The sequence below is a fragment of the Elusimicrobiota bacterium genome, assembly GCA_026388075.1.
Classification (GTDB): Bacteria; Elusimicrobiota; Endomicrobiia; order Endomicrobiales; family JAPLKN01; genus JAPLKN01.
In genome coordinates this window covers 1-21,862 of sequence record JAPLKN010000108.1, presented here as the reverse complement: position 1 = coordinate 21,862, position 21,862 = coordinate 1, and the positions used below count along the sequence as shown (strand labels likewise).

The following is a 21,862-nucleotide window of genomic DNA, read 5'->3' as shown; positions in this document are numbered from 1 at the left end:
GGGAGGAATTTGTGCAATTTAAGTTTCTACATAACACAAATATTGATTTTATCGGTAAGAGGCATCTGTTTTTTATTATTTCCGCGATTTTAGTTCTTATAGGGGCAGCGTCTCTAATAATTAAAGGGCCGAATTACGGTATTGATTTTTCCGGCGGTATCCTTATGCAGGTGGGATTTGAACAGCAGTTAAATATGGCTGATGTCAGGTCAGCGCTTGATTCTGCAGGAATAAAAAGCGTTGAATTGCAGAGTTCACGTGATAAAACAGGAAAAACTTCAGTTATTATCCGTGTAAAAAAATCTGATGTTAATGAAGATGAATTTGCAAAGAAGGTAACCGAATCTTTTTCTGCGAAGTTTGCCAAAAATCCGTTTGATGTTGAACGGACGGAATATGTAGGACCTGCGGTTGGAAAACATTTAAGCAAACAAGCTTTCTATGCGTTGATATTTGCTTTTCTTGGTATTATTGTTTATGTCGGTATTCGTTTTCATGCCGGTATATGGGGAATGGCAGGAGTTATCGGTATTATGCATGATGTTTTCGTGATTTTCGGATTATTTTCTCTTTTTGGCAAGGAAATAACTCTTACAGTTATTGCCGCACTTTTAACCATAGCAGGTTATTCTATAAACGATACCATTGTAGTTTTTGACCGTATTCGGGAAAACCTGAAATATCTTGCAAAAGAAAACCTTAAGTCAATAATGAACAAAAGCATCAATCAAACACTTTCGAGAACCATAATAACTTCGTTAACCGTTTTTATTGTAGTGGTAGTCCTTTTTTTCGTAGGGGGCGAGGTTTTGCACGATTTTGCTTTTGCGATGATTTTGGGAGTAGTAATAGGGACCTATTCGTCTATTTATGTGTGTTCGGCTCTTGTTTATGAATGGGAAGAAGGAAAAAAGAAAAGACTGCAGTATGCCATGAGTTCCATGAAAGGGTATAAAAAGGCCTGAAACTCAATGAAAAAGATCAAAAAATTCAAGATAAATTTAAGAAGCAGGGAGATAATAAGACTGCTCAAAAAAACAACTAAAATCCAGGAAATAAATTCTGAAATAGAAGAAAAAGTTGAAACAGAATCTAAGCGATACCAGAAATTTATTACTCCTGCTGCGATATATGAGACTATTCCAAAAGAAAAATTTCCTAAAGAAGTGCTAGTTTCTCAGCCTGAAAATTGGGTGGCTGCAACTGCTTATTTCGTAACTGTTGGAGAAAAAATAGAAAACGAGCTTAAGGATATACGTGACCGAAAAGATATGGCCGGAGAATCAATTGCTCATTCAATTGCCCTTGAAGGTGTTGAGCAGTCTTTAAACTTTATTGAAAGGTTAATCAGAGAAGAAGCGCTGAGCGAAGACTGCGAAATATCAAAAAGTAATAATGTGGATTCCAAAAAACTCTTTCCCAAAATGTTTGAAATTGTATCCGGCGAGAAAGTCGGTATAAATATTTCGGAAAAAGGTGTTTTAAATCCCATTTATTCTTCCTGCGGAATTATTTACAGGACACCAATAAAAAAGGGGAAAAGATAATTAAGCCTGCCTATGCCTTTTAGTTGAAAGGCATCAAAAATATTTTCAAATCAATTCAAACTAAACTTTATTGAAAAAGGCATTTTAATGATATTTATATATGATTTACTTTTTATTATTTTTTTTGTACCAGTATCTGCGTATTTTATTATTAAAAATATTAAAAACTTGAAAAAGGAAGTTTTTTATAAATTGGAAGAAAGACTGGGTATTTGGAATTTTAGAAAAATCATATTTGAAAAGGATGTTGTATGGTTCCACTGTGCTTCAATAGGAGAGGTTAGGGCAGTTGAGCCTTTGATAAGTAAGCTAAAAGAAAATATTACTATATTAACAACAATGACTGTTTCTGGAAGAGAATATGCTGAAAATAGAAAGATTGCCGATTTTGTTTTCTTTGTGCCGGTTGATTTTTCTTTTTTTATCAAAAAGGTTCTAAGAAAGATTAGACTAAAGACTCTATTTTTAGTTGAAACTGAATTGTGGCCAGCTCTAATACTAGAAGTAAAACGGCATAAAGCAAAAATTGCAATTATTAATGGAAGGATGTCTATAAAGACGTATTATTTTTATAAGCTGGTTAAATTTTTCTTTAAAAGGATTTTTGAAAATATTGATATTATTTGTGCAAGATCTTCCGAAGATGCTCAAAGATTTAAAAATTTAGGTTGCGATGAAAAGAAGATATTTGTAACAGGTAATATTAAGTATGATAGAGATTTGGCAGCACCTTCTTTTTCAAGAAATGAGGTTAATATTTCTAATTCAGATATAATTCTTGTCGCAGGAAGTACAAAGCAAGGAGAAGAAAAAATAGTTGTAAATGTGTGGAAATTATTAAGGAACAGATTCAATAATTTAAAACTAGTATTGGCTCCAAGGTATATTTCCAGGATAAATGAGATAGGAAAATATTTGAAATATAAAGGAATAAGTTATTCTTTATATTCTTCAAAGAGTTTTCACGATTTTGATTGTTTGCTGGTAGATACTTTTGGCGATCTAATGAAGTTTTATTCTATAGCTGACCTTGTCTTTGTCGGAGGATCTCTTGCAAATAAAGGAGGACAGAACCCTATAGAGCCAGCAAGTTTTTCAAAAGCAATTTTATTTGGCCCTCATATGGAAAACTTCTCTAATGAAGCGAATTTATTGATAGAAAAAGGTGGCGGATTCGTAGTGAGAGATGAAACAGAACTTTTCAAAAAAGCTGAAGAGCTTTTATCCGATAAAGGACTTTTAATTGAATCTGGAAAGAAAGCTAACGAGTGCGTTATTGAGCAAAAAGGAGCGCTTAAAAATATTATGGGAGTGATTCTGCCGCTTCTAAAATAATATATGACAAAATTGTTATCCTTTATCGGTTATATTTTAATAAGTTTTATTGGAAGAACTCTGCGTATAAGAGAAGTGAACAGCCAAGAAGGGTGGAAAAGACCACCTCATTCAGGATTTGCTTTTGCATTTTGGCACGGAGAACAGCTAATTCCTTTCTTCTACCATAGAAAACAAAAAGTCACTGTCATGTCATCTTTTTCAAAAGACGGAGAAATTCAGAAAGGAATTCTAAGACGGTTTGGTTATATGCCTGTCCGGGGCTCATCTACTAAACGCGCTGAGAGATCTTTAGTGGAAATGATAATTAATGTAAAAAAAGGTCATTCAGCTGCGTTTGCAGTTGATGGAGGAAAAGGTCCTTATAAAAAAGTTAAATCTGGCATAATATTTCTTGCACAAAAAACGGGATTGCCAATTATTCCGGTAAGTTCTGCTGCAAAAAGAAGAGTTATATTTGAAAAAGCCTGGGATAAATATGAACGGCCTAAACTTTTTTCTCAAGCAGTAATAGCATACGGAAATCCAATTTTAGTCAAAAAAAATGATAATATTGATGAAAAAACACTATTGATTGAAGATGAGCTTAATAAATTATCAGAATTTACTCACAAATATTACTGGTTAAATAATTTAGCGGAATATCTTAAAAAGCACCCAAAACCAAAAATTTTGATTATCCAACCTTCAAGAATAGGAGATATTGTTTTTTCTTTGCCTACGGTTGCTGCCATAAGAAAAGAATATCCTCATGCTTGGATAGGTTATTTTGTTGACGAGCGATGCGCACCTTTATTGGAAGGAAACAGTGATATAGATGAAGTAATAGTATGGAAAAAGAAAGATATATCTTTAGGTTATTTTATTAAAATGTATCAATATTTTCGTTCTAAAAACATTGATTTAAGTATAGATCTTCACGGCCTTTCTAGGTCGGCCATAATGGTTTTATTTGCTGGTGCTAAATTTAGAATTGCTTCAAGCTCAACTAATGGGATGAGGGAATTATCTTGGTTTTTTTCTAAAGAAATAAAATCTACAAATAATGATGCTCATAGTATCGAACGAAATCTTGAAGTGGCCAAATATCTTAAATGTAAATCAAAGGGTTTGGAGTTTAGTATATTTATTCCTGAAGAAGTAAAAAATAAAATTCAAAATATTTTTGCCGTAAATAAAATAACAAGTGAAAAACCTATTATAGCTATCCATCCCGGTGGCGGCTGGATTTCAAGAAGATGGTTCCCTGAAAGATATTCCGAGCTTATTAATAGATTAATTAATGAATTAAATGCTCAGGTTATTATGGTTGGAGGAAAAGAGGGCGGCGCAGGTGAAAAAGGATTAAATGAAGAGATTATTTCAAATGTCAAGGGCAAGGTTTTAGATTTAACTGACCAACTAAATTTGAAGGAGCTGGCAGCTCTTTTAAGCAAAGTAAATATTTTTGTGGCAAATGAAGCTGGCCCTATGCATATAGCTAATGCTTTAAATATGCCTTCAATTGCAATACTTGGACCAACAAATGCAAAAAGAACAGGCCCTTTTGGAAATAAAACAATAGTAATTCAGCATAAAGTAGAATGTCAGCCTTGTAGAAAACGAAACTGTAAAAATAAAAAGTGTATGGAATTAATCTCTATAGAAGAAGTCTTTCAAGCAATAAAGCAGCAACTTAATAAAGTCCGCGCAGAGAATTAATTTATAGCTTAATATTTTTCTTAAAATATATGAAAATATTGATTATTAAAACAAGTTCAATGGGAGATATAATTCATTCAAATCCTACGCTTACTGCGTTAAGGAAGCTATATCCAAGCGCTAAGATTTTTTGGCTAATTTTTGATATTTGGTCTGATATATTAGATCTTTTCCCTCAAGTTGATGAAAAAATAGTATGGAATAGAAAAAGCGGATTTAAACTGAAAGAACTTATAAGAATAATTAGAAAAGTCAGACAAGAAAAATTTGACCTTATCATTGATTTACAGGGGCTCTTAAAGACTGCCCTTATTCCATTTTTTTCCGGAGCTAAAAAAAAGTTGGGCGTTCCAGGAATGAAAGAACTTAGCTGGCTATTTTATAAAGAAGTATTTCCTGAGAAGAGATCTATGAATTCAGTTTTTCGATCACTGGAAGTTGTTCGTTTTTTATCTTCAAGAAATTTTGAACCAAAATTTAATATTTTAATAAATGACAATATTAAACAAAAGGCCAGTGACATATTAAAAGAAGAAGGAATTAATGACTCTGATCAACTTATAGGAATTGCTCCTTTAACTCGAGGTAAGGCAAAGCAATGGCCTATTAAATATTTTGAACAACTAATCAGAATGATAAATTCAAATTATCCGAATTATAAAGTTATTATTTTAGGAGATAAAAAAGCACCTTTAGATTTTTCAAATAATAATAATGTTGTAGATTTATCTCAAAAAACCGATCTCAAAACTTTAGCGGCAATTTTATCAAAGTGTTGCATAGTTGTTGGACCAGATACGGGGCCAGTACATCTTGCGTCTGCTTTAGGGATTCCTGTTGTTGCCATATTTGGCGGTTCAGACGTTAAAGAAACTTCTCCGATAGCAAAAAATGCTTCTATTTTAAGCCATGATTTTCAATGTTCTCCATGCAGAAAAAGACCTCTATGCAAAAATATTGACTGTCTTATAGATATTAAACCCGAAGAAGTTTTGAAAGCCGTAGAAAAATGGATAAAATAATATTTTTTCATATGAATCAATTGGGAGATATGATGTTTAGCCTGCCGGTTCTTGAAGCCGCAAGAAGAGAGTGGCCGGATACTAAATTAGCAAGCTATATAAGAAAAGATCTCATGCCTATTTTAGAGGCAACCGGATTTGTTAATCAGTTGATAGAAAAAGAAGAGAAAGGTTTTTTTGAAAAAGTTGGAGTTATATCACAACTAAGAAAGGAAAAATATTCTAAGGCAGTCCTTTTTTCTGAATCTCCAATATCTCTTTTATTGAGTTTTCTTTCTGATATCCCAGAAAGGATTGGTTTCAAAACTGCTTCCTTAAAAATGTTGTTAACAAGCAAAGCTGAGAAATTCGGAGTACCTTCTTTATCTAATAATTTGAAATTGGGGATTAAAGTCGGATTAAAAGAAATAAAAGAAAACTATGTCAATCTGATAAAGATCCCCAAAAATATTATTGATAAAGTTGAAATATGGATTCAAGAAAATAAAATTGAAAAATCAAGACTTGTAATTATTTCGCCAGGAACCAGTAAAAGAAGAAAAGAAAAGTCTTGGCAGAAAGAAAAGTGGACTAAGCTGATAAATTTATTAGTTGATAGAAAATATTGTCCTGTTTTAATAGGGTCTCCGAGTGAAAAAGATCAGCTTAGTAAATTAATAGAAAAAAACGATGAAAAAGTAGGATTATTTACTGATTTTGGAATATTGTCTTTAGCAGGAATTATTTCAAAGGCTAAATTATTTATTGGCGTGGATTCAGGGCCAATGCATCTTGCGGCATCTCTCCGTATTCCTGTTATAGCCTTGTTCGGATCTACTGACCCAAATCAAGTAGGACCTCAACCTTTAGAAAGCCACACTGTAGTAAAACAAAGCAATATGTCCGAAATAGAAGTTGATGAAGTCTGGCAGAAATTTCTGGAAAAATATGATTGAAAATCTTTTAGTGTATGCTAACTATATGTTTGCTATTTTGATGCCGTTTAGTCATATATGGGGATATCTTTCAGTTTCATTTGGAATAATATTTTTATGGAATTTTTATAAAAGAATAGAAAAGGAAAAATTATTCTATATTTTGATCATTTTCATAGTTTACGGGCTCATTATTAATTTGTTTTCAGGACAGCCAAATGTCGGCTATATGACTTTAATTGGGTATTTCAGCCACTGGCTTTTACCATTTGTTTTGGGATACGGAATATTAAAAGCCGGATATTTTAGAAATATAATTTGGGGTTATTTTACGGTTTTTGGGGTAATTGTTGGTATTTCTATTATGGCTTATTTTGGACTTTTTTCGCCTCAATTCCTTAAGGGATTTTATTCGGAAGGCCTGGTATACGATGGGCTGCTCAGAGGACTTCGCAGTCATATAGCGTTAGCTGCCCTTTGCCTTTTTGCTTCATTTTTTTTCCTAGCACAGGGATTAATTAGAAAGGACATTTCCGTTAAAACAAGAATATTCTTTTTTTCATTATTTTTGTTCTTTAACTTTGCAATTTTACTTACAGGATCAAGAGGATATTATATTGCGGCATTTATTTCTTATTTCTCTTTCTCTGTATTTTGGACATTAAAAACAAAAAATTGGAAAATATTTTTACTAAGCTTTTTTTCATTGTCACTTATTGCTATTTGTTCGTACCTGTTTGTTCCTGTGGTTAAGGAAAGAATTTATAAAACCACTTCGAGCGATTTAAATATACAAGAAAGAATTTCTCTTTACAAAGTTGCATTACAAGAAATAACTTCAAGGCCTTTTTTGGGATACGGTCCGGGGCAGGGCATTAAACAGCAGAAATATTTTGATATGTTGCCTGATAATTTGAAGAAAGTTGGGCGCCATCCTCATCTTCATTCATTTTATTTAAATTTTACTGCCGATTTCGGTTTAGTGGGATTGCTTATTTTCGCAGCTATCGCATATTTTATTTTTACTGGCCTCATTAAAACATTTCGTTCAACGGATTTGTTTCTAGCGGCGATAGCAATAGGAGTATTTTGGGGATTTATAGGGATATTTATAGGCGATTCTTTTGATACTCTTTTAGGCGGACCGGGGGTGGCTATGGAGCTTTTTTGGTTTCTTGGCCTTATTTTTTCACAATCGAGGAATAGTTTATGCAAATCAGCGGAGCAACAATAATAAGAAACGGCGTTAAATTAGGATACCCTTTTGCAGAATCGATTAAATCAATTTTGCCTATATGTTCAGAGTTCATTGTTTGTGTAGGGAATTCAGACGATGGTACCAGAGAAAAAGTCGAGGCAATAAATGATAAAAAAATAAAAATTATTGATACAACCTGGGATGAAAAAAAACGTTTAGGCGGCGAAATTCTTTCCGAACAGACCAATATTGCGCTTTCAAAATGTTTCGGTGATTGGATATTTTATATTCAGTCAGATGAGGTGGTAAATGAAAAAGATTATGATAAAATAGTATCTGCTATCGAAAAAGCGGAAACTAAGAATTTTGTTGATGGCATAATATTTAACTACCTTCATTTCTATGGGAGTTATTCAACAATTCAGACCGGAAGAAACTGGTATAAACAGGAAGTGCGTTTAGTAAGAAATTTCAGAGGCATCGTATCTCATGGAGATGCGCAAGGTTTTAGAAAAGAAAGAAGAAAACTCTGTGTAATCGAAAGCGGAGCAAGAATTTATCATTATTGTTGGGCTCGACCACCTGAAGTTATGGCGAAAAAAATTAAAGATTTCCATAAACTTTGGCATGAAGATAAATGGTTGAATAATAATTGTCTTGACAAAGATGTATGTGATTATTTTTCAGATCTAGGGAATCTAAAAAATTTTATTGGAGAACATCCTTATGTTATGAAGGAATTTATTAAGAATGACTCTTCGGCTTTTATAGAACAATGTAGAAAAAGATATTTATCAGAAAGGAATTTTATAAAAGCGATAAAAGATTTTATGCGTTCTTATCCTTTTGGGATTGAGTTTGGAAGGCATAAAAACTTCAGGCTGATAAAATTGTGAGGCGGAAATGGCTAATTTTGTTAGATACAAGAAACTATTCAGACTTTATGAATTTATTCAACCGCATTTAAAGTATTCTTTACCGGTTGAAAAAGAGCTTCCGGGAAAAAAGGTTCTAGTGATAGCTCCTCATCCTGATGATGAAACGATAGGCTGCGGTGGAACGATTTATAAACACATCAATTCCGGCGGAAGTGCCGAAGTTTTGTATTGCACCCTCGATTCTGATATCAGATTTAAGGAAGCGATGAATGCTGCGTCAGTGATAGGTTTTTCAAATAAACATTTCTTAAAATATCAGGTTGAATCCCTTGCAAAACAGCATAATTTAGCCGATAAGTTTTATTCCCTATTTAAGAAAATTGATCCGGATATCGTTTTTGTTCCATTTTGGTTTGATAATCATACCGACCACAGAGCAGTAAACAGTGCTTTAAGGAAAGTGGCAAAAAGGAAAACTTTCAACTTTATGATATATTCATATCCCGTATGGTTTCCGCTATATCCTAATGTTTTAATTGATATTGGAGATGTTTGGGAAAAGAAAAAGGAAGCTATACAATGTTATCCTTCCCAGCTCGCCACAAGGGACTACGTCAAAATGAGCCATTCTTTGGGACAATATTGGGCAGAAGTAAAAGGAAGGGGGTTGGAAGTAGTAGAAAGTTTCTTTAGAGCAAGTTTTTCTGAGTACGTGTCGCTTGGCAAAAAGATGGGAATCTGAAATCTAAAACTTTACAATACATTTGTAAATTGATATATTCTCTATTAATTTTGTCAAAACCAAGCGGAGATAAGGAGTTAAAAAATGGCAAAGATTAGCAAAGTTGTAGGAAGGGAAATTATTGATTCCCGCGGCAACCCGACGATTGAGGCAGATATTATTCTTGATAACGGCATAATGGGGCGGGCGGCGGTGCCTTCGGGAGCATCAACCGGAGAAAGGGAAGCGCTTGAGCTGAGAGACGGCGACAAAAAAAGATACTTAGGAAAAGGCGTATTAAAAGCGGCTGAAAATATAAACAAAAAAATTGCTCCTGCTATTTTGAGCATGGAAATTAGTGATCAAAAGAAAATTGATGAAAAAATGATTGCTTTAGACGGCACTGATTTTAAAAGTAATCTGGGGGCGAACGCAATTTTGGGCGTTTCTTTGGCTTGCGCAAGAGCTGGTGCGATAGATAAGAATATGCCTCTTTATGAATATATCCGGCAGGTATTTGGAATTAAATCTTCGGATTATATTCTACCGGTCCCGCTGATGAATATATTGAACGGCGGTGCGCATGCTGACAATAATGTTGACCTCCAGGAGTTTATGATAGCCCCCGTAGGGACTTCTTCTTTCAGAGATGCTTTACGTATGGGGGCTGAAATATTTCATAATTTAAAAAATGTTTTGAAGAAAAAAGGGTATGCTACCAGCGTGGGCGATGAAGGCGGTTTTGCGCCTAATTTACAATCTAATGAAGAAGCTCTTTGTCTTATTGAAGAAGCGGTCAAAACTGCGGGGTATGCTATAGGCAAAGATGTTCTTTTTGCATTGGATGTTGCAGCTAATGAGCTTTACGAGGGTGGAAAATATAATCTTGAAGGCGAGCAGGAAAACAAGGTAAAAAATTCGGCTGAAATGGTTGAATTTTATTCAAAGCTGGCAAACAAATACCCGATTATTTCTATAGAAGACGGGCTTAGCGAGAAAGATTGGGACGGGTGGGAAGTGTTAACGGAAAGATTAGGTAAAAAAATACAGCTTGTCGGAGATGATATTTTTGTAACAAATACAAAAATATTTTCAGAAGGAATAAAAAAGGGAATAGGAAACTCAATTTTAATTAAAGTAAATCAAATCGGATCATTATCTGAGACAGTTGCTGCGGTTCAAATGGCGTATAACGCAAAATATACCGCAATTATCTCCCACCGGTCAGGAGAAACGGAAGATGTCTTTATTGCTGATTTGGCGGTAGCCCTGAATGCCGGACAGATTAAGACCGGGTCCGCGTCTCGTACCGACAGAATCTGTAAATATAACCAACTTTTAAGAATTGAAGAGCAATTAGGAAATAAAGCGAAGTTTTTAGGGCGAAAAGTATTTAATAAATAAAATTTGCCAGTAAAATGATATTTTTAAGGAATACTTTTTTTTGTTATGAAAATGTTTTATTCACAAAAAGTTCCCGTTGTTATAGCGGTTATAATAATTTTGATATTTCTTGTCGGGAATAACAATTTCAGAAATCTTATCCGTCAATATCAGGAAATATACAGGCTGAAACAAGAACGTTTTGAAATTGAAAAAAAGAATGCTAAGCTTAAAAGGGAGATTTATCTTTTAGAAAAAGAAGGTTCATACATTGAAAATATTGCAAGACGAGAACTTGGCGTTATTTCAAAAGACGAGGTAGAATACAGGTTTAGAAAATAGCAGGGATAAGTTGTAAGGGGTAAGAATTAAGTCAAGGCAAGTCGTAAAATCTTTTTTGTTCTTTACTTAATCCTTACCGCTTATCCCTTATCACTTTTTAAAACCGGGGTTTACAAAACTAAAAAAAGTGTATAAAATAGTAATCCCTGCAGATAGTGAAGTTATTAGTTAAGCCTGTTCACAGAGGGCTTGAGGAGGATTCATATGGCAGAAGGAAGATGTATGAAATGTAAAAAGCAGGTGGAGATTAAAGAGCCGAAAGATGTTGTTATGAAAAATGGGATGAAAGCAGTTTCAGGTTCTTGCCCTGAATGCGGGACTAAAGTTTTCAGAATTGTGGGAAAGAGCAAATAATATAAAAAAGATTAAATAAAAATTAGCCATATTTTTGTATTTTAGATAAGGGATTTCTTTTTTTGCCCTATACAAGAATATTTGCAAACTCTCAGATACCCACATTTTTTTATTGACTGAATTTATATTAAAATAGGCTCGTTATCACAGGCAATTATGTAATTACATTATTTGAATGTAAAAAACATAAAAGAATTGAAAATGGTTCACTAAATCTAAAAGTTTAATAGCAAGTAGAATTGAAGGAGGCCAATTATGGCAGATGCAAGATGTATGAAGTGTAAAAAGCAGGTAGAAGTTAAAGACCCGAAAGATGTTGTTATGAAAAATGGAATGAAAGCAATTTCAGGAGTTTGTCCTGAGTGCGGAACAAAAGTTTTTAAGATAGTTGGGAAGAAGTAATTAATATTTATTAACAACTAAAATCAACCCCACTTTTGCGCAAATAATATGGTTAACGCAACAGTTGGGTTTGTTTACTTTTTTAGTGCAGTGGAGCATTCCTTTATAGCAGGATGAGACTTGTTGCGCTAAGACATCGTAAAATTGGTTGAATATAAAGCCCGTATTGTTTAATGTGTTCAGTATAACCTTATTTAAAAATGAAACAATTGAATAAGTTTTTAAGTGCGTGATAAACGGAGGATTGAGATGAATGCCAGCGACATAATGATGAAAAATGTTATTACGGTAAGTCCTGATCTTGAAATCCATAAACTTGCTGAACTATTTGTTGAAAAAAATATCAGCGGAGCGCCGGTGATATTAAGCGGAAAAGTGGTGGGCCTTGTTTTGGAAGACGATTTAATTGTTCGAGATAGAAAAGTGCATCTTCCCACGTTTGTTTTTCTTTTAAGCGGGCTTGTAACTTTAGGCGAAAAAAAATTGGAACAAGATTTGAAAAAAATTGCAGCAAGCACAGTTAAAGATATAATGAGAAAAAAAATCAGCCAGATCAGCCCCAATACAGATATAGAAAGTATTGCAGCGCTTGTTGTGGATAAGGGAATAAATTATTTTTTGGTAATGGAGAATGATAGTCTGATTGGCGTAATTACAAAAAAGGATTTAGTAAAGGCGATTTCGGAAAATAAGATTTTTTAGTATTTTCGGAGGATATTATGGCGAATAATTTTTCTTTTGATATTGTTTCTGAAATAAATTTTCAAGAAGTTGATAACGCTATTAATCAGGCGCAGAAAGAACTTGCGCAAAGATTTGACTTTAAGGGGAGCAAATCATCAATTGAATATAATAAGGCAGAGAAAAAAATTATTTTGGTCGGAGACGATGATTTTAAGCTGAAAGCTGTTCGTGATATTGTGGAAGAGCGGATGGCGCGCCGGGGGGTATCATTAAAATCTATGAAAACCTTAAATCCAGAGAAAGCATTTGAAGGCACAGTCAAACAGGCAATTGAGCTGGTAAGCGGGCTTCCTTCAGAAAAGGCGAAAGAACTTGCTAAAATGATTCGGGATGCTAAATTTAAAGTTCAAGCTCAGATAGAAGGCCAAAAAGTCAGGATAGTTTCAGTAAAAAAAGACGAGCTTCAGTCAGTAATCGCTTTTTTGCGCAACTCAAATTTTTCCTTGCCCCTTCAATTTATTAATTACCGATGATAAAAAAACAAATAGAATTAATGCTCTCTAGAACAACAACAGTTGTTATTCTGGGGGTTTTTTTATTTTCAAATGTTTTTGCTGAAAATACAAAAATGCAAAACGAACAAATCACGCAAAAGCAAAAAAAAAGAAAAGGCAGAAGAAAAAGCCAAAGCCAGGCAAGAAAGCGTGGAAGAATTAGAGGCTAAGATTGAAAAACTTCAGGCTCAGCTTCCTCAAATTACCACAAGAGAAACTGTTGTAAGAGTCAAGCCGGATGTCAATATATATCTTCCAAGCGGTTCGTTGGATTTTTCGCTTAAGCAGGAATACAAAAAAACTACATTAGAATTTGTTTCTCAATATGATCTTGTTCATAATAATATGGGTGTTGGCGTCGATTTAATGTACAATTTCAAAAAAATACCTATAGGATTGTTGCTAAAGGATTATGTTGATTTTGAGGCGATATTTTCTAACAGCCAATATCTTCAGAGGGTGCAGTCAATGTCGCCTTACGCTAAGTATCTCTTGTGCAAAAATACCGAACTGAAAACCGCCCTTAGATTTGAAAATACTTCCACCAGTTCCACTGGCACAATGCTTATTCTTGATAAAGGGCGAAACATTGTGGGCGAAATTGGGATTTATAACAGTGATTTAGATGAATCAAGGTCAATACCGAGAGGCGGATCAAGATCATTAAAAATAGAAAATTCCCTAAAAAATCTGGGAAGTGATTATAATTATAGTCAGATGGAATTGAATATCAGAAATTATTTCACAATTTATAAAAGGCAGTATTTTGAATATGATTTGCAAGCCAGCTATCCTTTAAGTTTTGACTCAAAACCTCTTTCGGCTATTTACTATGCGGGCGGATATAAGGTTATGAAAGGATATAATTATAGAGAATTTTCAGGAAATTCAATTATCTATAATAGCGTAAAACATAATATACCTATCGCTGGCATTGGATATGAAAAATTTTTAGGCATAGAATACTCAATTGTTACGTGGAATATTTTTGCTGAAGGCGTAAAGATTGGCGGCAAGGAAATATTTTCCGGGGTACAAGACGCAAAATATAGCGTAGGGTCAGGCTTGGGATATACATTAATTCTTTTTAAAAAACTTCCAGTAAAATTTGAAGTTTCTATGGCGAAAGCTTTTGAGCCGCGTGGCCCCAAAATGTATCTTACTGTCTCAACCTTGTATTATACGTGGAGCAATAAATAATCATATTATGAACATTCCAGCTTATCCAAAGTATAGAAATATTGAAATAAGCGATAAGAAGCTTTTTGACGATTTGTTTTCCAAAATCAAGCCTGAAATATGCGAGTACACTTTTGCAAATTTATTTGCCTGGAAAGATTTGTATAATCTTTCACTGTCAACTTTAGAAGATTTTGTATTGCTTTCTTCCCGTAAAAATGAAACAAGCAATTTTTTTGATCCGATAGGCCTTGGCGACAAAAAAAGCGTCATTAAAAAAATACTAAAAGACGGCAAAACATCTTTTATTTTAGTACAGGAAGATACTAAAAAGCTCTTTGAAAATGAGTCAGATATTTCTATTTTTCTTGACAGAGATAACTGCGATTATCTCTATAATAGTGAAGATTTGATAGTTCTAAAGGGTAAAATATATGACGGGAAAAGAAATTATATAAAACGTTTTAAATCTGGAAACAAGTATAAATATGTCCGGATTAATGATAAAAATAATAATGAATGTCTCAAGTTTGTTGATAAATGGTGCGAGTTTAGGGACTGCGAAGGCGCAGAAAGCCTAAAACATGAAAAAAAAGCTATAAAAGAAATGCTCGGAAATTTTTCTTGCCTAAAACTTTTCGGCGGGCTAATTGAAATTGGCGGAGAAATCGCCGCGCTTGCTGCGGGGGAATTATTAAATAAAGATACTTTTGTTATACATATACTAAAATCAAAAAATGGCGTAATCGGGCTGAATCAGACGATGAACAATGAGTTTTTGGCCAACGAAGCTGCCGGTTTTAAGTTTGTAAATATGGAACAGGATTTAGGGGTTGAAGGCTTGAGGAAATCTAAGCTTTCATATCATCCTCTCAAGTTAATAAATAAATACACGATAAGGCTGAAATAAGGATTTCATGAAGAATTCGATTTATTATTTTTCCGGGACTGGCAATTCTTTAAAAATTGCGCAGGATTTGGCATCCGAACTTGGGAATACTGAGCTTATTTCAATTGCGAAAAGCGTTAATTCAAAGTTAAATCTTGATTTTGATATAATAGGAATAGTCTTTCCTGTTTATATGTGGGGTTTGCCTCTCATTGTCAGAGATTTTCTTAAAAACGTAAAGAATTCAAAAAGCTATTTCTTTGCAGTTGCAACTTACGGCGGGCTTCCCGGATCAACGCTTGATCAAGCAGTTGAAATTCTTAAATCCAACGGAGTAAAGCTTTCAGCAGGATTTGCTGTAAGAATGCCGGGAAACTATACTCCTATGTACGGAGCGTTTCCATTAAGCAAACAGAACAGATTTTTTAAAAAAGCCGCAGAAAAAGTTAAAATAATTGCTGAATATGTGAAATTGAAAAAAGAAAACAAAGCGGAAAAAAGCCTTCCGTTCATAAACTGGTTATTGTCCAAAAAATTCTATAATTTTGCTTCACCGCACATACCTGAGATGGATAAGAATTTTTGGGCTGACGAAAAATGCACAGGCTGCGGAATATGTTATAGAATTTGCCCGGCTGCTAATATCAAGCTTGTAAACGGAAGGCCGGTTTGGCTACATAAATGCCAGCAGTGCATGGGATGTCTTCAGTGGTGTCCCGTTGAAGCAATACAATACAAAAAAAATACAGTAATGAGAAAAAGATACCACCATCCGCAATTGAAGGCCGAAGATTTTTTTATGAGGTAAAAAATGAAAATACTGAACGAACTTATTGAAAGAGCAAAAAAAACTAATAGTACGATAATTTTTGCGGAAGGCGACGAAGAAAGAACTCTTGAAGCTGCTGTCCGGCTTGTTAAAGACAACGTGTGTAAAGCTGTTGTGGTTGCAACTGACTTGAAAAATATTGAAGAGACCGCAAAAAGAAAAAATTTAGACATATCAAAACTTTCGGTAATTATTCCGAAAAGAGAGCTTTTGGATGAAAAAATTCTTTCAAAAATAGTTGAATATAGGGAAGGAAAAGGTTTTTTCAAGGAAGATACCGTAAACTTAATGCTTGATCCTTTATATTTTTCTTCGCTATATGTAAAAAGCGGAAAAGCTGACGGTTGTGTTGCGGGAGCCCGTTCCGATACCGCGGATGTTTTAAGAGCCGCATTACTTACGATAGGGACTGCTGAAAATATTAAGATAATTTCTTCATTTTTCCTTATGGTGCCTCCTGAAGGCCACACAGTAATAAAAAATCCGGTTCTTTTTGCTGATTGCGCAGTTAATCCCGTTCCAAGCTCCAATTCGCTTACGGATATAGCCGTATCAACAGTAAGAAACTTTAAAATACTTTTTCCTGAAAAAACAGCAAAGGTTGTATTCCTTTCTTTTTCTACCAAGGGCAGTGCCCAGCATCAGTCTACTAAAAAAGTAAAAGATGCCGTTGTAATGACTAATGAATATTTTAAATCAGATGATAAAGTTGTTATTGACGGTGAATTTCAGTTTGATGCAGCAGTAGTTGAAAATATTGCGGTAAGAAAGGCCCCTGATTCGCCAATAAAAGGCGATGCCAATATTTTTATATTTCCGGACTTAAATTCCGGAAATATTTGCTACAAAGCGGTTGAGCGGCTGGGAGGTTTTAAAGCCATAGGGCCAATAATTCAGGGCTTATCAAAACCGGCCAGCGATTTGAGTCGCGGTTGTTCAGTAGAAGATATATATTATGTAGCTGCAATAAACATACTTCAAAGCAATCGGTAATCCAGCCTAAAGCTTTCAACTTCTCTTTATATATAAGAAAATACAAGTTAGTTGCCAAAAACTATACTTTTTGATATAATTTTTTCTTATGAAAGGCAATACTCTAATCGCATCTATTAAAGGTATTATAAGTAAGATAAAATTAAGAGGCGATAAGGCCCTAATTTTTTACTCAAAAAAGTTTGATAATTATACGCTTTTTCCAAAAAAAATTAGGGTTTCTAAATCTGAAATACAAAATTCTTCAAAAAAAGTTGATAATCTGCTTAAAAAAGCTCTTGAAAAAGCCGCAGAAAATATTAAAAATTTTCATTTGGCAGAACTGAACAATCTTAATTTATACTGGAAAATAAAAAATGGAAAAATATTTGTAGGGCAGCTATGTTCGGCTATAGAAAGGATTGGAATATATGTTCCGGGCGGAAGATTTTCTTATCCTTCTACAGTGTTGATGACAGCCATTCCCGCTAAAGTTGCCGGCGTAAAAAAAATTGCCATGGTAACACCGCCGAATAAATTGACGCCCGCAGTTTTATATGCCGCAAAATTGGCTGGGGTTGATGAAATATACCGTGTCGGCGGGCCCCAAGCTATAGCGGCTTTGGCATATGGAACAAAAACAATTGCTCCGGTTGATCTTATAATTGGGCCGGGAAATGCGTATGTGAACGAAGCAAAAAGGCAGGTTTTCGGGAAAGTGGGCATAGATTCTTTGGCAGGGCCGAGCGAAGTGGCGATTATAGCCGATAAAGGAGCTGATGTATCTTACATCGTAGCTGACCTTATGGCGCAGTCTGAACATGATCCGGATGCTAAAGCTTTTCTTTACACCGATTCTAAAAAAATATTTAGCCAAGTAAAAAATCTTATTCCCAAAGGACTAAAAGGCCAGATAAAGTTTATTCTGTGCCCGATTCCTAAAGCATTGAATTTAGTTAATAGTTTGGCGCCGGAACATCTTGAGCTTATGATAAAAGGTGCAGACAAGCTAATCAATAAAATAAAAAATGCGGGTGCAATTTTCAGCGGCTATAAAACACCCACAGCTCTTGGCGATTACTGGGCCGGGCCGTCACATGTTTTGCCTACAGGTAGGACATCAAGATTTTCAAGCGGTCTTTCGGTTCAGACTTTCATAAAAAGAACAAGTTATGTTAGTTTTCAGGAAGGCAGCTTGAAAGAAGACGGAGTCTATATACAAAAACTTGCAGAGACGGAAGGATTAAAAAGCCACAGAGAATCGGTTAAACTTAGAAATGGAGGAAAGTAATGAAGGTTGATTTAACTCAAAGGGACATAGAACTTCTGCTTTTTTTGGTTAATGAAGCGGCGGCCGGGGAATCGGGATTAAAAAAAAGGACAAAATTTACAATTCAAGAACTAGCTCTACTAACCAAACTTGAAAAAGCCTTAAAAAATGAAGATATAATTGAAAAAATTGTTTACAATGCCTCAAAATCAAATATCTTACACTAAAACGGAGAATATTTTGAAAGAAAGAAAAGCAAAAATTAAACGCGTTACCAAAGAAACTAAAATTGACATTTCCTTAAATCTGGTTAAATCAAAGCCGGTAAAATTTTCCAATACTATACCTTTCATGAATCATATGCTTGAACTTTTAGCTCATCACGGGAAGTTAAGTTTATCAGTGAAAGCTCAAGGAGACACTTATGTAGACAGCCATCATCTGGTTGAAGATTTAGGGATAGTATTAGGCCAGGCGATTAAAAAAGCTTTGGGCGAAAAAAAGGGAATTAACAGGTATGGGAACTTCCTTCTTCCTATGGATGAGGCGCTTTCCTATGTAGCTGTGGATTTATCCGGCAGGCCGTTTTTAGATTACAGCGTCAAATTCAAATTTCAAAAATCTGGTTTTGATTTCAGCCTTTTAAAAGAATTTTTTTATGCTTTTGCCATCAATTCCGGCATTACACTTCACATATCTATGAGAAAAGGATCAAATTGTCACCACATTGCCGAGTCAGTTTTTAAGGGTTTAGGCCGTGCTTTGGGCGAAGCGATTAAACTAAACTCCAAACAGAAAGGTGTTCCTTCCACTAAGGGCAAACTTTAGTATCATGAAAAAAATCGAAATAGCCGTAATTGATTACGGGATGGGGAATCTCAGAAGCGTTTCAAAGGCAATAGAGCATATCGGCGCAAAAGTAATCATTACCGAAAATATAAAAAAGATCCTATCTGCAAAAGCTTTGGTTTTTCCGGGTGTCGGTTCTTTTGGCCCGGCAATTGAGTATCTAAAAGAAAGAGGCCTTGATAAGGCCATTCAGGAGGCAATAGCGTCAGATAAATATTTTCTGGGGCTTTGTCTTGGATTTCAGCTTCTTTTTGATAAAAGCTTTGAAAACGGTAAACATAATGGCCTTAGTGTGGTCAAAGGAAAAGTTAAGAAATTTGATTTCACTGACAAAAAGTATTCTGCCCTAAAAATACCTCACATGGGCTGGAATATAGTTGAGAAAGTTAAGTCTGATGAGTCGGATAGAATGTTTAAAAATATTCCTGAAAATTCTTTTTTTTATTTTGTTCACTCATATTATGGAATACCTTCTGATGAAAAATTTGTTGCCGGAATAACCAGATACGGTATTAAATTTTGTTCATCACTTGTAAGCGGAAAAGTCTGGGCGTGCCAGTTTCATCCTGAAAAAAGCGGTGAAAACGGGCTTAGGCTTTTAAGAAATTTTGTAAATGAGGTGGGAAAATGTTAATAATACCGGCAATTGACATCCGGGGCGGAAACTGCGTGATGCTGAAACAGGGAAAAATAGAAGAAGAAACTATATATTCCAAAGATCCGGTTTTTATGGCTAAACTATGGCAGGCTAAGGGGGCCAAAAGGCTTCACGTGGTTGATCTTGACGGGGCGCTAGGCGGCAAACTTCAAAACTTTGAAATTATAAAAAAAATTAAAGAAGCAGTAAATATTCCTGTTCAGGTAGGCGGAGGGCTTCGCAGTATTGAATCAGTTGATTCATTGAAAGAAATAGGAATTGATTACGTGATAATGGGCACAGTAGCCATTTATAATCCTGATATTTTAAGAAAAGCGCTGGAAAAATATGGCGACAAAATAATAGTCGCTGTTGATGCGCGTGACGGTAATGTGGCTATCGGCGGCTGGAAAGATACTACTTCCGTAACTGTTAATGAACTATTGGCAAAATTGAAAGAGATGAATGTTGATCAGGTTCTTTATACAGATATTCAAAAGGACGGTATGCTTGAAGGCCCGAATCTTAAAGGGCTGAAAAATGTCGCCGGTTTTGGAATAAAAGTTATTGCTTCCGGAGGAGTCACAAATCTTGAAGATGTGAAAAATATTAAAAAGCTTGAAAAAGAAGGGGTTATCGGGGCAGTAGTCGGGAAAGCTCTTTATACGGAAAATTTAAAACTTGAAGAAGCAATTCAAATCGCAGAGCAATAACGGCAGATAACAATTGCCGGAGGCAAGTCGCCAGTAATAACAAAAACCCTTCCGAAACAGGTTCTCAGCTCGGTTTTTCCGGGGCTATATTTCCGGAGGGGCGAAACGGATAACAAAGGGAAAGAAATGCTGTCGGTAAGAATTATTCCTTGTTTGGATGTGGATGCAGGCCGGGTAGTAAAGGGCACAAAGTTTCTTAAACTTAGGGATGCTGGAGATCCTGTAGCTATAGCCGAACGTTATAACAGTGAAGGTGCGGATGAGCTCGTTTTTCTTGATATTACGGCTTCATCGGATGAAAGGCCAATTACTTTGGAAGTTGTAAAACGGACAGCCGGGAAAGTTTTTATTCCGCTTACAGTCGGAGGGGGAATAAGAAATATAAGCGATATTAGAAACCTGCTCAAAGCCGGAGCAGATAAAGTGTCTTTAAATACAGCGGCAGTTTTAAATCCCAGCTTTGTTAAAGAAGCAAGCAGGAAATTTGGTAACCAGTGCATAGTAGTGGCAATTGACGCAAAAAAAGAATCCCGAAGTAAAAATAAGTGGAATGTATATACCCATGGCGGTAGAAAAAAAACGCGTCTGGATGCAGTCAAATGGGCAAAAAAGGTAGAAAAACTGGGTGCCGGAGAAATCCTTTTAACCAGCATGGATGCAGATGGGACAAAAAATGGGTATGACCTCAAACTTTTAAAAGCAGTATGCGATTCCGTAAAAATACCTGTAATTGCTTCCGGAGGGGCAGGCGAATTGAAGGATTTTGAAAAAGGATACCATGCCGGCGCTTCGGCTCTTTTGGCTGCGTCGCTTTTTCACTATAAAGAGTTGTCCATATCTCAAGTAAAAAAATATTTAAAAAACAAAAATATTCCAGTGAGATTATAGCGGATAGCGTATAGTGCATAGCGCCGCGCCTGCCGGCGGGCAGGTATAGGAAAATAAAAGAATCTTTAAAATGCTTTTGAATTTTTTACTATACGCTAAACGCTATGCGCTAAATATGAAGGAAAGGAACAAAAATGAAATTTATTAAAGAGTTAAAATTTGATTCAATGGGTTTAATCCCTTGTATTGTTCAGGATTTTAAAGATGGAACCGTGCTAATGGTTGCATATATGAACAAAGAATCGTTAAAAAAGACTATAAAAAACAAAAAGACGACCTTTTGGAGCCGTTCGCGTAAAAAGTTTTGGGTAAAAGGCGAAAAGTCCGGTAACTTTCAGAAAGTAAAAGAAATTTATTACGATTGCGACGGCGACTGTCTTTTAATAAAAGTTAAACAAATTGGAGATGCAGCCTGCCATACGGGTTACAGAAGCTGTTTTTATCGTAAAGTAGATCCTTCCGGAAAAAATAATATTGTAGGGAAAAAAATATTTGATCCGGCAAAAAAATATAAAAAATGATTAAAAATATTTATCCATTATTTGAAGAATTTAAGGTTTTGTCAAGCAGGGCAGTCTTATACCGGTATACAAGGAAATTC

At 35.0% G+C, this 21,862-nt stretch carries 26 protein-coding genes; all 26 read left to right on the top strand.

Features of this window, described 5'->3' with window-relative positions; genetic code table 11:
* The first annotated feature begins 11 nt into the window (after positions 1-11).
* The 26 genes from secF to hisI all read left to right on the top strand — a co-directional run bounded on the left by secF (position 12) and on the right by hisI (position 21,782).
* Positions 12-965 carry a protein translocase subunit SecF gene (secF, locus tag NT145_05700; protein ID MCX5782180.1) on the top strand — a complete coding sequence of 318 codons (954 nt, stop codon included), beginning with the start codon at positions 12-14 and terminating at the stop codon, positions 963-965.
* Positions 966-971: 6 nt separating this feature from the next.
* Positions 972-1,547, top strand: a complete 576-nt coding sequence (locus NT145_05695) for a hypothetical protein (GenBank protein ID MCX5782179.1) — start codon at positions 972-974, stop codon at positions 1,545-1,547.
* Positions 1,548-1,634: 87 nt separating this feature from the next.
* Positions 1,635-2,882, top strand: a complete 1,248-nt coding sequence (locus tag NT145_05690) for a hypothetical protein (protein ID MCX5782178.1) — start codon at positions 1,635-1,637, stop codon at positions 2,880-2,882.
* A gap of 3 nt (positions 2,883-2,885) precedes the next feature.
* On the top strand, positions 2,886-4,583 hold the full coding sequence (gene waaF, locus NT145_05685; protein MCX5782177.1) for a lipopolysaccharide heptosyltransferase II: 1,698 nt from the start codon (positions 2,886-2,888) through the stop codon (positions 4,581-4,583).
* Positions 4,584-4,612: 29 nt separating this feature from the next.
* Complete coding sequence (gene waaF / locus NT145_05680; GenBank protein ID MCX5782176.1) at positions 4,613-5,605, top strand: lipopolysaccharide heptosyltransferase II; 993 nt, start codon at positions 4,613-4,615, stop codon at positions 5,603-5,605.
* Positions 5,593-6,540, top strand: a complete 948-nt coding sequence (locus NT145_05675) for a glycosyltransferase family 9 protein (protein ID MCX5782175.1) — start codon at positions 5,593-5,595, stop codon at positions 6,538-6,540. Before waaF (NT145_05680) ends, NT145_05675 begins: the two co-directional genes overlap by 13 nt.
* On the top strand, positions 6,503-7,753 hold the full coding sequence (locus NT145_05670) for an O-antigen ligase family protein (protein ID MCX5782174.1): 1,251 nt from the start codon (positions 6,503-6,505) through the stop codon (positions 7,751-7,753). The genes NT145_05675 and NT145_05670 overlap by 38 nt, the downstream gene beginning before the upstream one ends.
* Entirely contained in the window at positions 7,729-8,613 is an 885-nt protein-coding gene (locus NT145_05665) for a glycosyltransferase (GenBank protein ID MCX5782173.1), read from the top strand. Before NT145_05670 ends, NT145_05665 begins: the two co-directional genes overlap by 25 nt.
* 7 nt (positions 8,614-8,620) lie before the next feature.
* Positions 8,621-9,337 (top strand): PIG-L family deacetylase, encoded by a 717-nt coding sequence (locus tag NT145_05660; GenBank protein MCX5782172.1) that lies wholly within the window; start codon positions 8,621-8,623, stop codon positions 9,335-9,337.
* 84 nt (positions 9,338-9,421) lie between these two features.
* On the top strand, positions 9,422-10,720 hold the full coding sequence (gene eno, locus NT145_05655) for a phosphopyruvate hydratase (GenBank protein MCX5782171.1): 1,299 nt from the start codon (positions 9,422-9,424) through the stop codon (positions 10,718-10,720).
* A 45-nt stretch (positions 10,721-10,765) separates the two neighbouring features.
* Positions 10,766-11,041: a septum formation initiator family protein gene (locus NT145_05650; protein ID MCX5782170.1), complete on the top strand. Its 276-nt coding sequence runs from the start codon at positions 10,766-10,768 to the stop codon at positions 11,039-11,041.
* A 204-nt stretch (positions 11,042-11,245) separates the two neighbouring features.
* Positions 11,246-11,395, top strand: a complete 150-nt coding sequence (locus tag NT145_05645; GenBank protein ID MCX5782169.1) for a DUF5679 domain-containing protein — start codon at positions 11,246-11,248, stop codon at positions 11,393-11,395.
* Positions 11,396-11,650: 255 nt separating this feature from the next.
* Positions 11,651-11,797, top strand: coding sequence for a DUF5679 domain-containing protein (locus NT145_05640; GenBank protein ID MCX5782168.1), 147 nt, complete (start codon positions 11,651-11,653; stop codon positions 11,795-11,797).
* Between the two features lie 249 nt (positions 11,798-12,046).
* Entirely contained in the window at positions 12,047-12,499 is a 453-nt protein-coding gene (locus tag NT145_05635) for a CBS domain-containing protein (protein MCX5782167.1), read from the top strand.
* 17 nt (positions 12,500-12,516) lie between these two features.
* Entirely contained in the window at positions 12,517-13,014 is a 498-nt protein-coding gene (locus NT145_05630; GenBank protein MCX5782166.1) for a YajQ family cyclic di-GMP-binding protein, read from the top strand.
* 72 nt (positions 13,015-13,086) lie between these two features.
* Positions 13,087-14,235, top strand: a complete 1,149-nt coding sequence (locus NT145_05625) for a BamA/TamA family outer membrane protein (GenBank protein ID MCX5782165.1) — start codon at positions 13,087-13,089, stop codon at positions 14,233-14,235.
* Between the two features lie 7 nt (positions 14,236-14,242).
* Positions 14,243-15,124 carry a phosphatidylglycerol lysyltransferase domain-containing protein gene (locus tag NT145_05620; GenBank protein ID MCX5782164.1) on the top strand — a complete coding sequence of 294 codons (882 nt, stop codon included), beginning with the start codon at positions 14,243-14,245 and terminating at the stop codon, positions 15,122-15,124.
* Between the two features lie 7 nt (positions 15,125-15,131).
* Positions 15,132-15,911, top strand: a complete 780-nt coding sequence (locus tag NT145_05615) for an EFR1 family ferrodoxin (protein MCX5782163.1) — start codon at positions 15,132-15,134, stop codon at positions 15,909-15,911.
* 3 nt (positions 15,912-15,914) lie between these two features.
* Complete coding sequence (pta, locus tag NT145_05610; GenBank protein ID MCX5782162.1) at positions 15,915-16,925, top strand: phosphate acetyltransferase; 1,011 nt, start codon at positions 15,915-15,917, stop codon at positions 16,923-16,925.
* Positions 16,926-17,013: 88 nt separating this feature from the next.
* Positions 17,014-18,195 (top strand): histidinol dehydrogenase, encoded by a 1,182-nt coding sequence (hisD, locus tag NT145_05605; protein MCX5782161.1) that lies wholly within the window; start codon positions 17,014-17,016, stop codon positions 18,193-18,195.
* Positions 18,195-18,401: a hypothetical protein gene (locus NT145_05600; protein ID MCX5782160.1), complete on the top strand. Its 207-nt coding sequence runs from the start codon at positions 18,195-18,197 to the stop codon at positions 18,399-18,401. The genes hisD and NT145_05600 overlap by 1 nt, the downstream gene beginning before the upstream one ends.
* Before the next feature lie 13 nt (positions 18,402-18,414).
* Complete coding sequence (gene hisB / locus NT145_05595; protein ID MCX5782159.1) at positions 18,415-19,002, top strand: imidazoleglycerol-phosphate dehydratase HisB; 588 nt, start codon at positions 18,415-18,417, stop codon at positions 19,000-19,002.
* Between the two features lie 4 nt (positions 19,003-19,006).
* A complete protein-coding gene (gene hisH, locus NT145_05590; GenBank protein ID MCX5782158.1) occupies positions 19,007-19,657 on the top strand; it encodes an imidazole glycerol phosphate synthase subunit HisH in 651 nt (216 codons plus the stop codon).
* Positions 19,651-20,373 carry a 1-(5-phosphoribosyl)-5-[(5-phosphoribosylamino)methylideneamino]imidazole-4-carboxamide isomerase gene (gene hisA / locus NT145_05585; GenBank protein MCX5782157.1) on the top strand — a complete coding sequence of 241 codons (723 nt, stop codon included), beginning with the start codon at positions 19,651-19,653 and terminating at the stop codon, positions 20,371-20,373. Before hisH ends, hisA begins: the two co-directional genes overlap by 7 nt.
* A 126-nt stretch (positions 20,374-20,499) precedes the next feature.
* Positions 20,500-21,261, top strand: coding sequence for an imidazole glycerol phosphate synthase subunit HisF (hisF, locus tag NT145_05580; GenBank protein ID MCX5782156.1), 762 nt, complete (start codon positions 20,500-20,502; stop codon positions 21,259-21,261).
* Positions 21,262-21,395: 134 nt separating this feature from the next.
* Positions 21,396-21,782: a phosphoribosyl-AMP cyclohydrolase gene (gene hisI / locus NT145_05575; protein MCX5782155.1), complete on the top strand. Its 387-nt coding sequence runs from the start codon at positions 21,396-21,398 to the stop codon at positions 21,780-21,782.
* Positions 21,783-21,862 lie beyond the last annotated feature (80 nt).

Coding starts and splice junctions, on each gene's coding strand:
- NT145_05695 (MCX5782179.1), top strand. CDS start 972: ATGAAAAAGATCAAAAAATTCAAGATAAATTTAAGAAGCAGGGAGATA.
- NT145_05690 (MCX5782178.1), top strand. CDS start 1,635: ATGATATTTATATATGATTTACTTTTTATTATTTTTTTTGTACCAGTA.
- waaF (MCX5782177.1), top strand. CDS start 2,886: ATGACAAAATTGTTATCCTTTATCGGTTATATTTTAATAAGTTTTATT.
- waaF (MCX5782176.1), top strand. CDS start 4,613: ATGAAAATATTGATTATTAAAACAAGTTCAATGGGAGATATAATTCAT.
- NT145_05675 (MCX5782175.1), top strand. CDS start 5,593: ATGGATAAAATAATATTTTTTCATATGAATCAATTGGGAGATATGATG.
- NT145_05670 (MCX5782174.1), top strand. CDS start 6,503: ATGAAGTCTGGCAGAAATTTCTGGAAAAATATGATTGAAAATCTTTTA.
- NT145_05665 (MCX5782173.1), top strand. CDS start 7,729: ATGCAAATCAGCGGAGCAACAATAATAAGAAACGGCGTTAAATTAGGA.
- NT145_05660 (MCX5782172.1), top strand. CDS start 8,621: ATGGCTAATTTTGTTAGATACAAGAAACTATTCAGACTTTATGAATTT.
- eno (MCX5782171.1), top strand. CDS start 9,422: ATGGCAAAGATTAGCAAAGTTGTAGGAAGGGAAATTATTGATTCCCGC.
- NT145_05650 (MCX5782170.1), top strand. CDS start 10,766: ATGAAAATGTTTTATTCACAAAAAGTTCCCGTTGTTATAGCGGTTATA.
- NT145_05645 (MCX5782169.1), top strand. CDS start 11,246: ATGGCAGAAGGAAGATGTATGAAATGTAAAAAGCAGGTGGAGATTAAA.
- NT145_05640 (MCX5782168.1), top strand. CDS start 11,651: ATGGCAGATGCAAGATGTATGAAGTGTAAAAAGCAGGTAGAAGTTAAA.
- NT145_05635 (MCX5782167.1), top strand. CDS start 12,047: ATGAATGCCAGCGACATAATGATGAAAAATGTTATTACGGTAAGTCCT.
- NT145_05630 (MCX5782166.1), top strand. CDS start 12,517: ATGGCGAATAATTTTTCTTTTGATATTGTTTCTGAAATAAATTTTCAA.
- NT145_05625 (MCX5782165.1), top strand. CDS start 13,087: ATGTTTTTGCTGAAAATACAAAAATGCAAAACGAACAAATCACGCAAA.
- NT145_05620 (MCX5782164.1), top strand. CDS start 14,243: ATGAACATTCCAGCTTATCCAAAGTATAGAAATATTGAAATAAGCGAT.
- NT145_05615 (MCX5782163.1), top strand. CDS start 15,132: ATGAAGAATTCGATTTATTATTTTTCCGGGACTGGCAATTCTTTAAAA.
- pta (MCX5782162.1), top strand. CDS start 15,915: ATGAAAATACTGAACGAACTTATTGAAAGAGCAAAAAAAACTAATAGT.
- hisD (MCX5782161.1), top strand. CDS start 17,014: ATGAAAGGCAATACTCTAATCGCATCTATTAAAGGTATTATAAGTAAG.
- NT145_05600 (MCX5782160.1), top strand. CDS start 18,195: ATGAAGGTTGATTTAACTCAAAGGGACATAGAACTTCTGCTTTTTTTG.
- hisH (MCX5782158.1), top strand. CDS start 19,007: ATGAAAAAAATCGAAATAGCCGTAATTGATTACGGGATGGGGAATCTC.
- hisA (MCX5782157.1), top strand. CDS start 19,651: ATGTTAATAATACCGGCAATTGACATCCGGGGCGGAAACTGCGTGATG.
- hisF (MCX5782156.1), top strand. CDS start 20,500: ATGCTGTCGGTAAGAATTATTCCTTGTTTGGATGTGGATGCAGGCCGG.
- hisI (MCX5782155.1), top strand. CDS start 21,396: ATGAAATTTATTAAAGAGTTAAAATTTGATTCAATGGGTTTAATCCCT.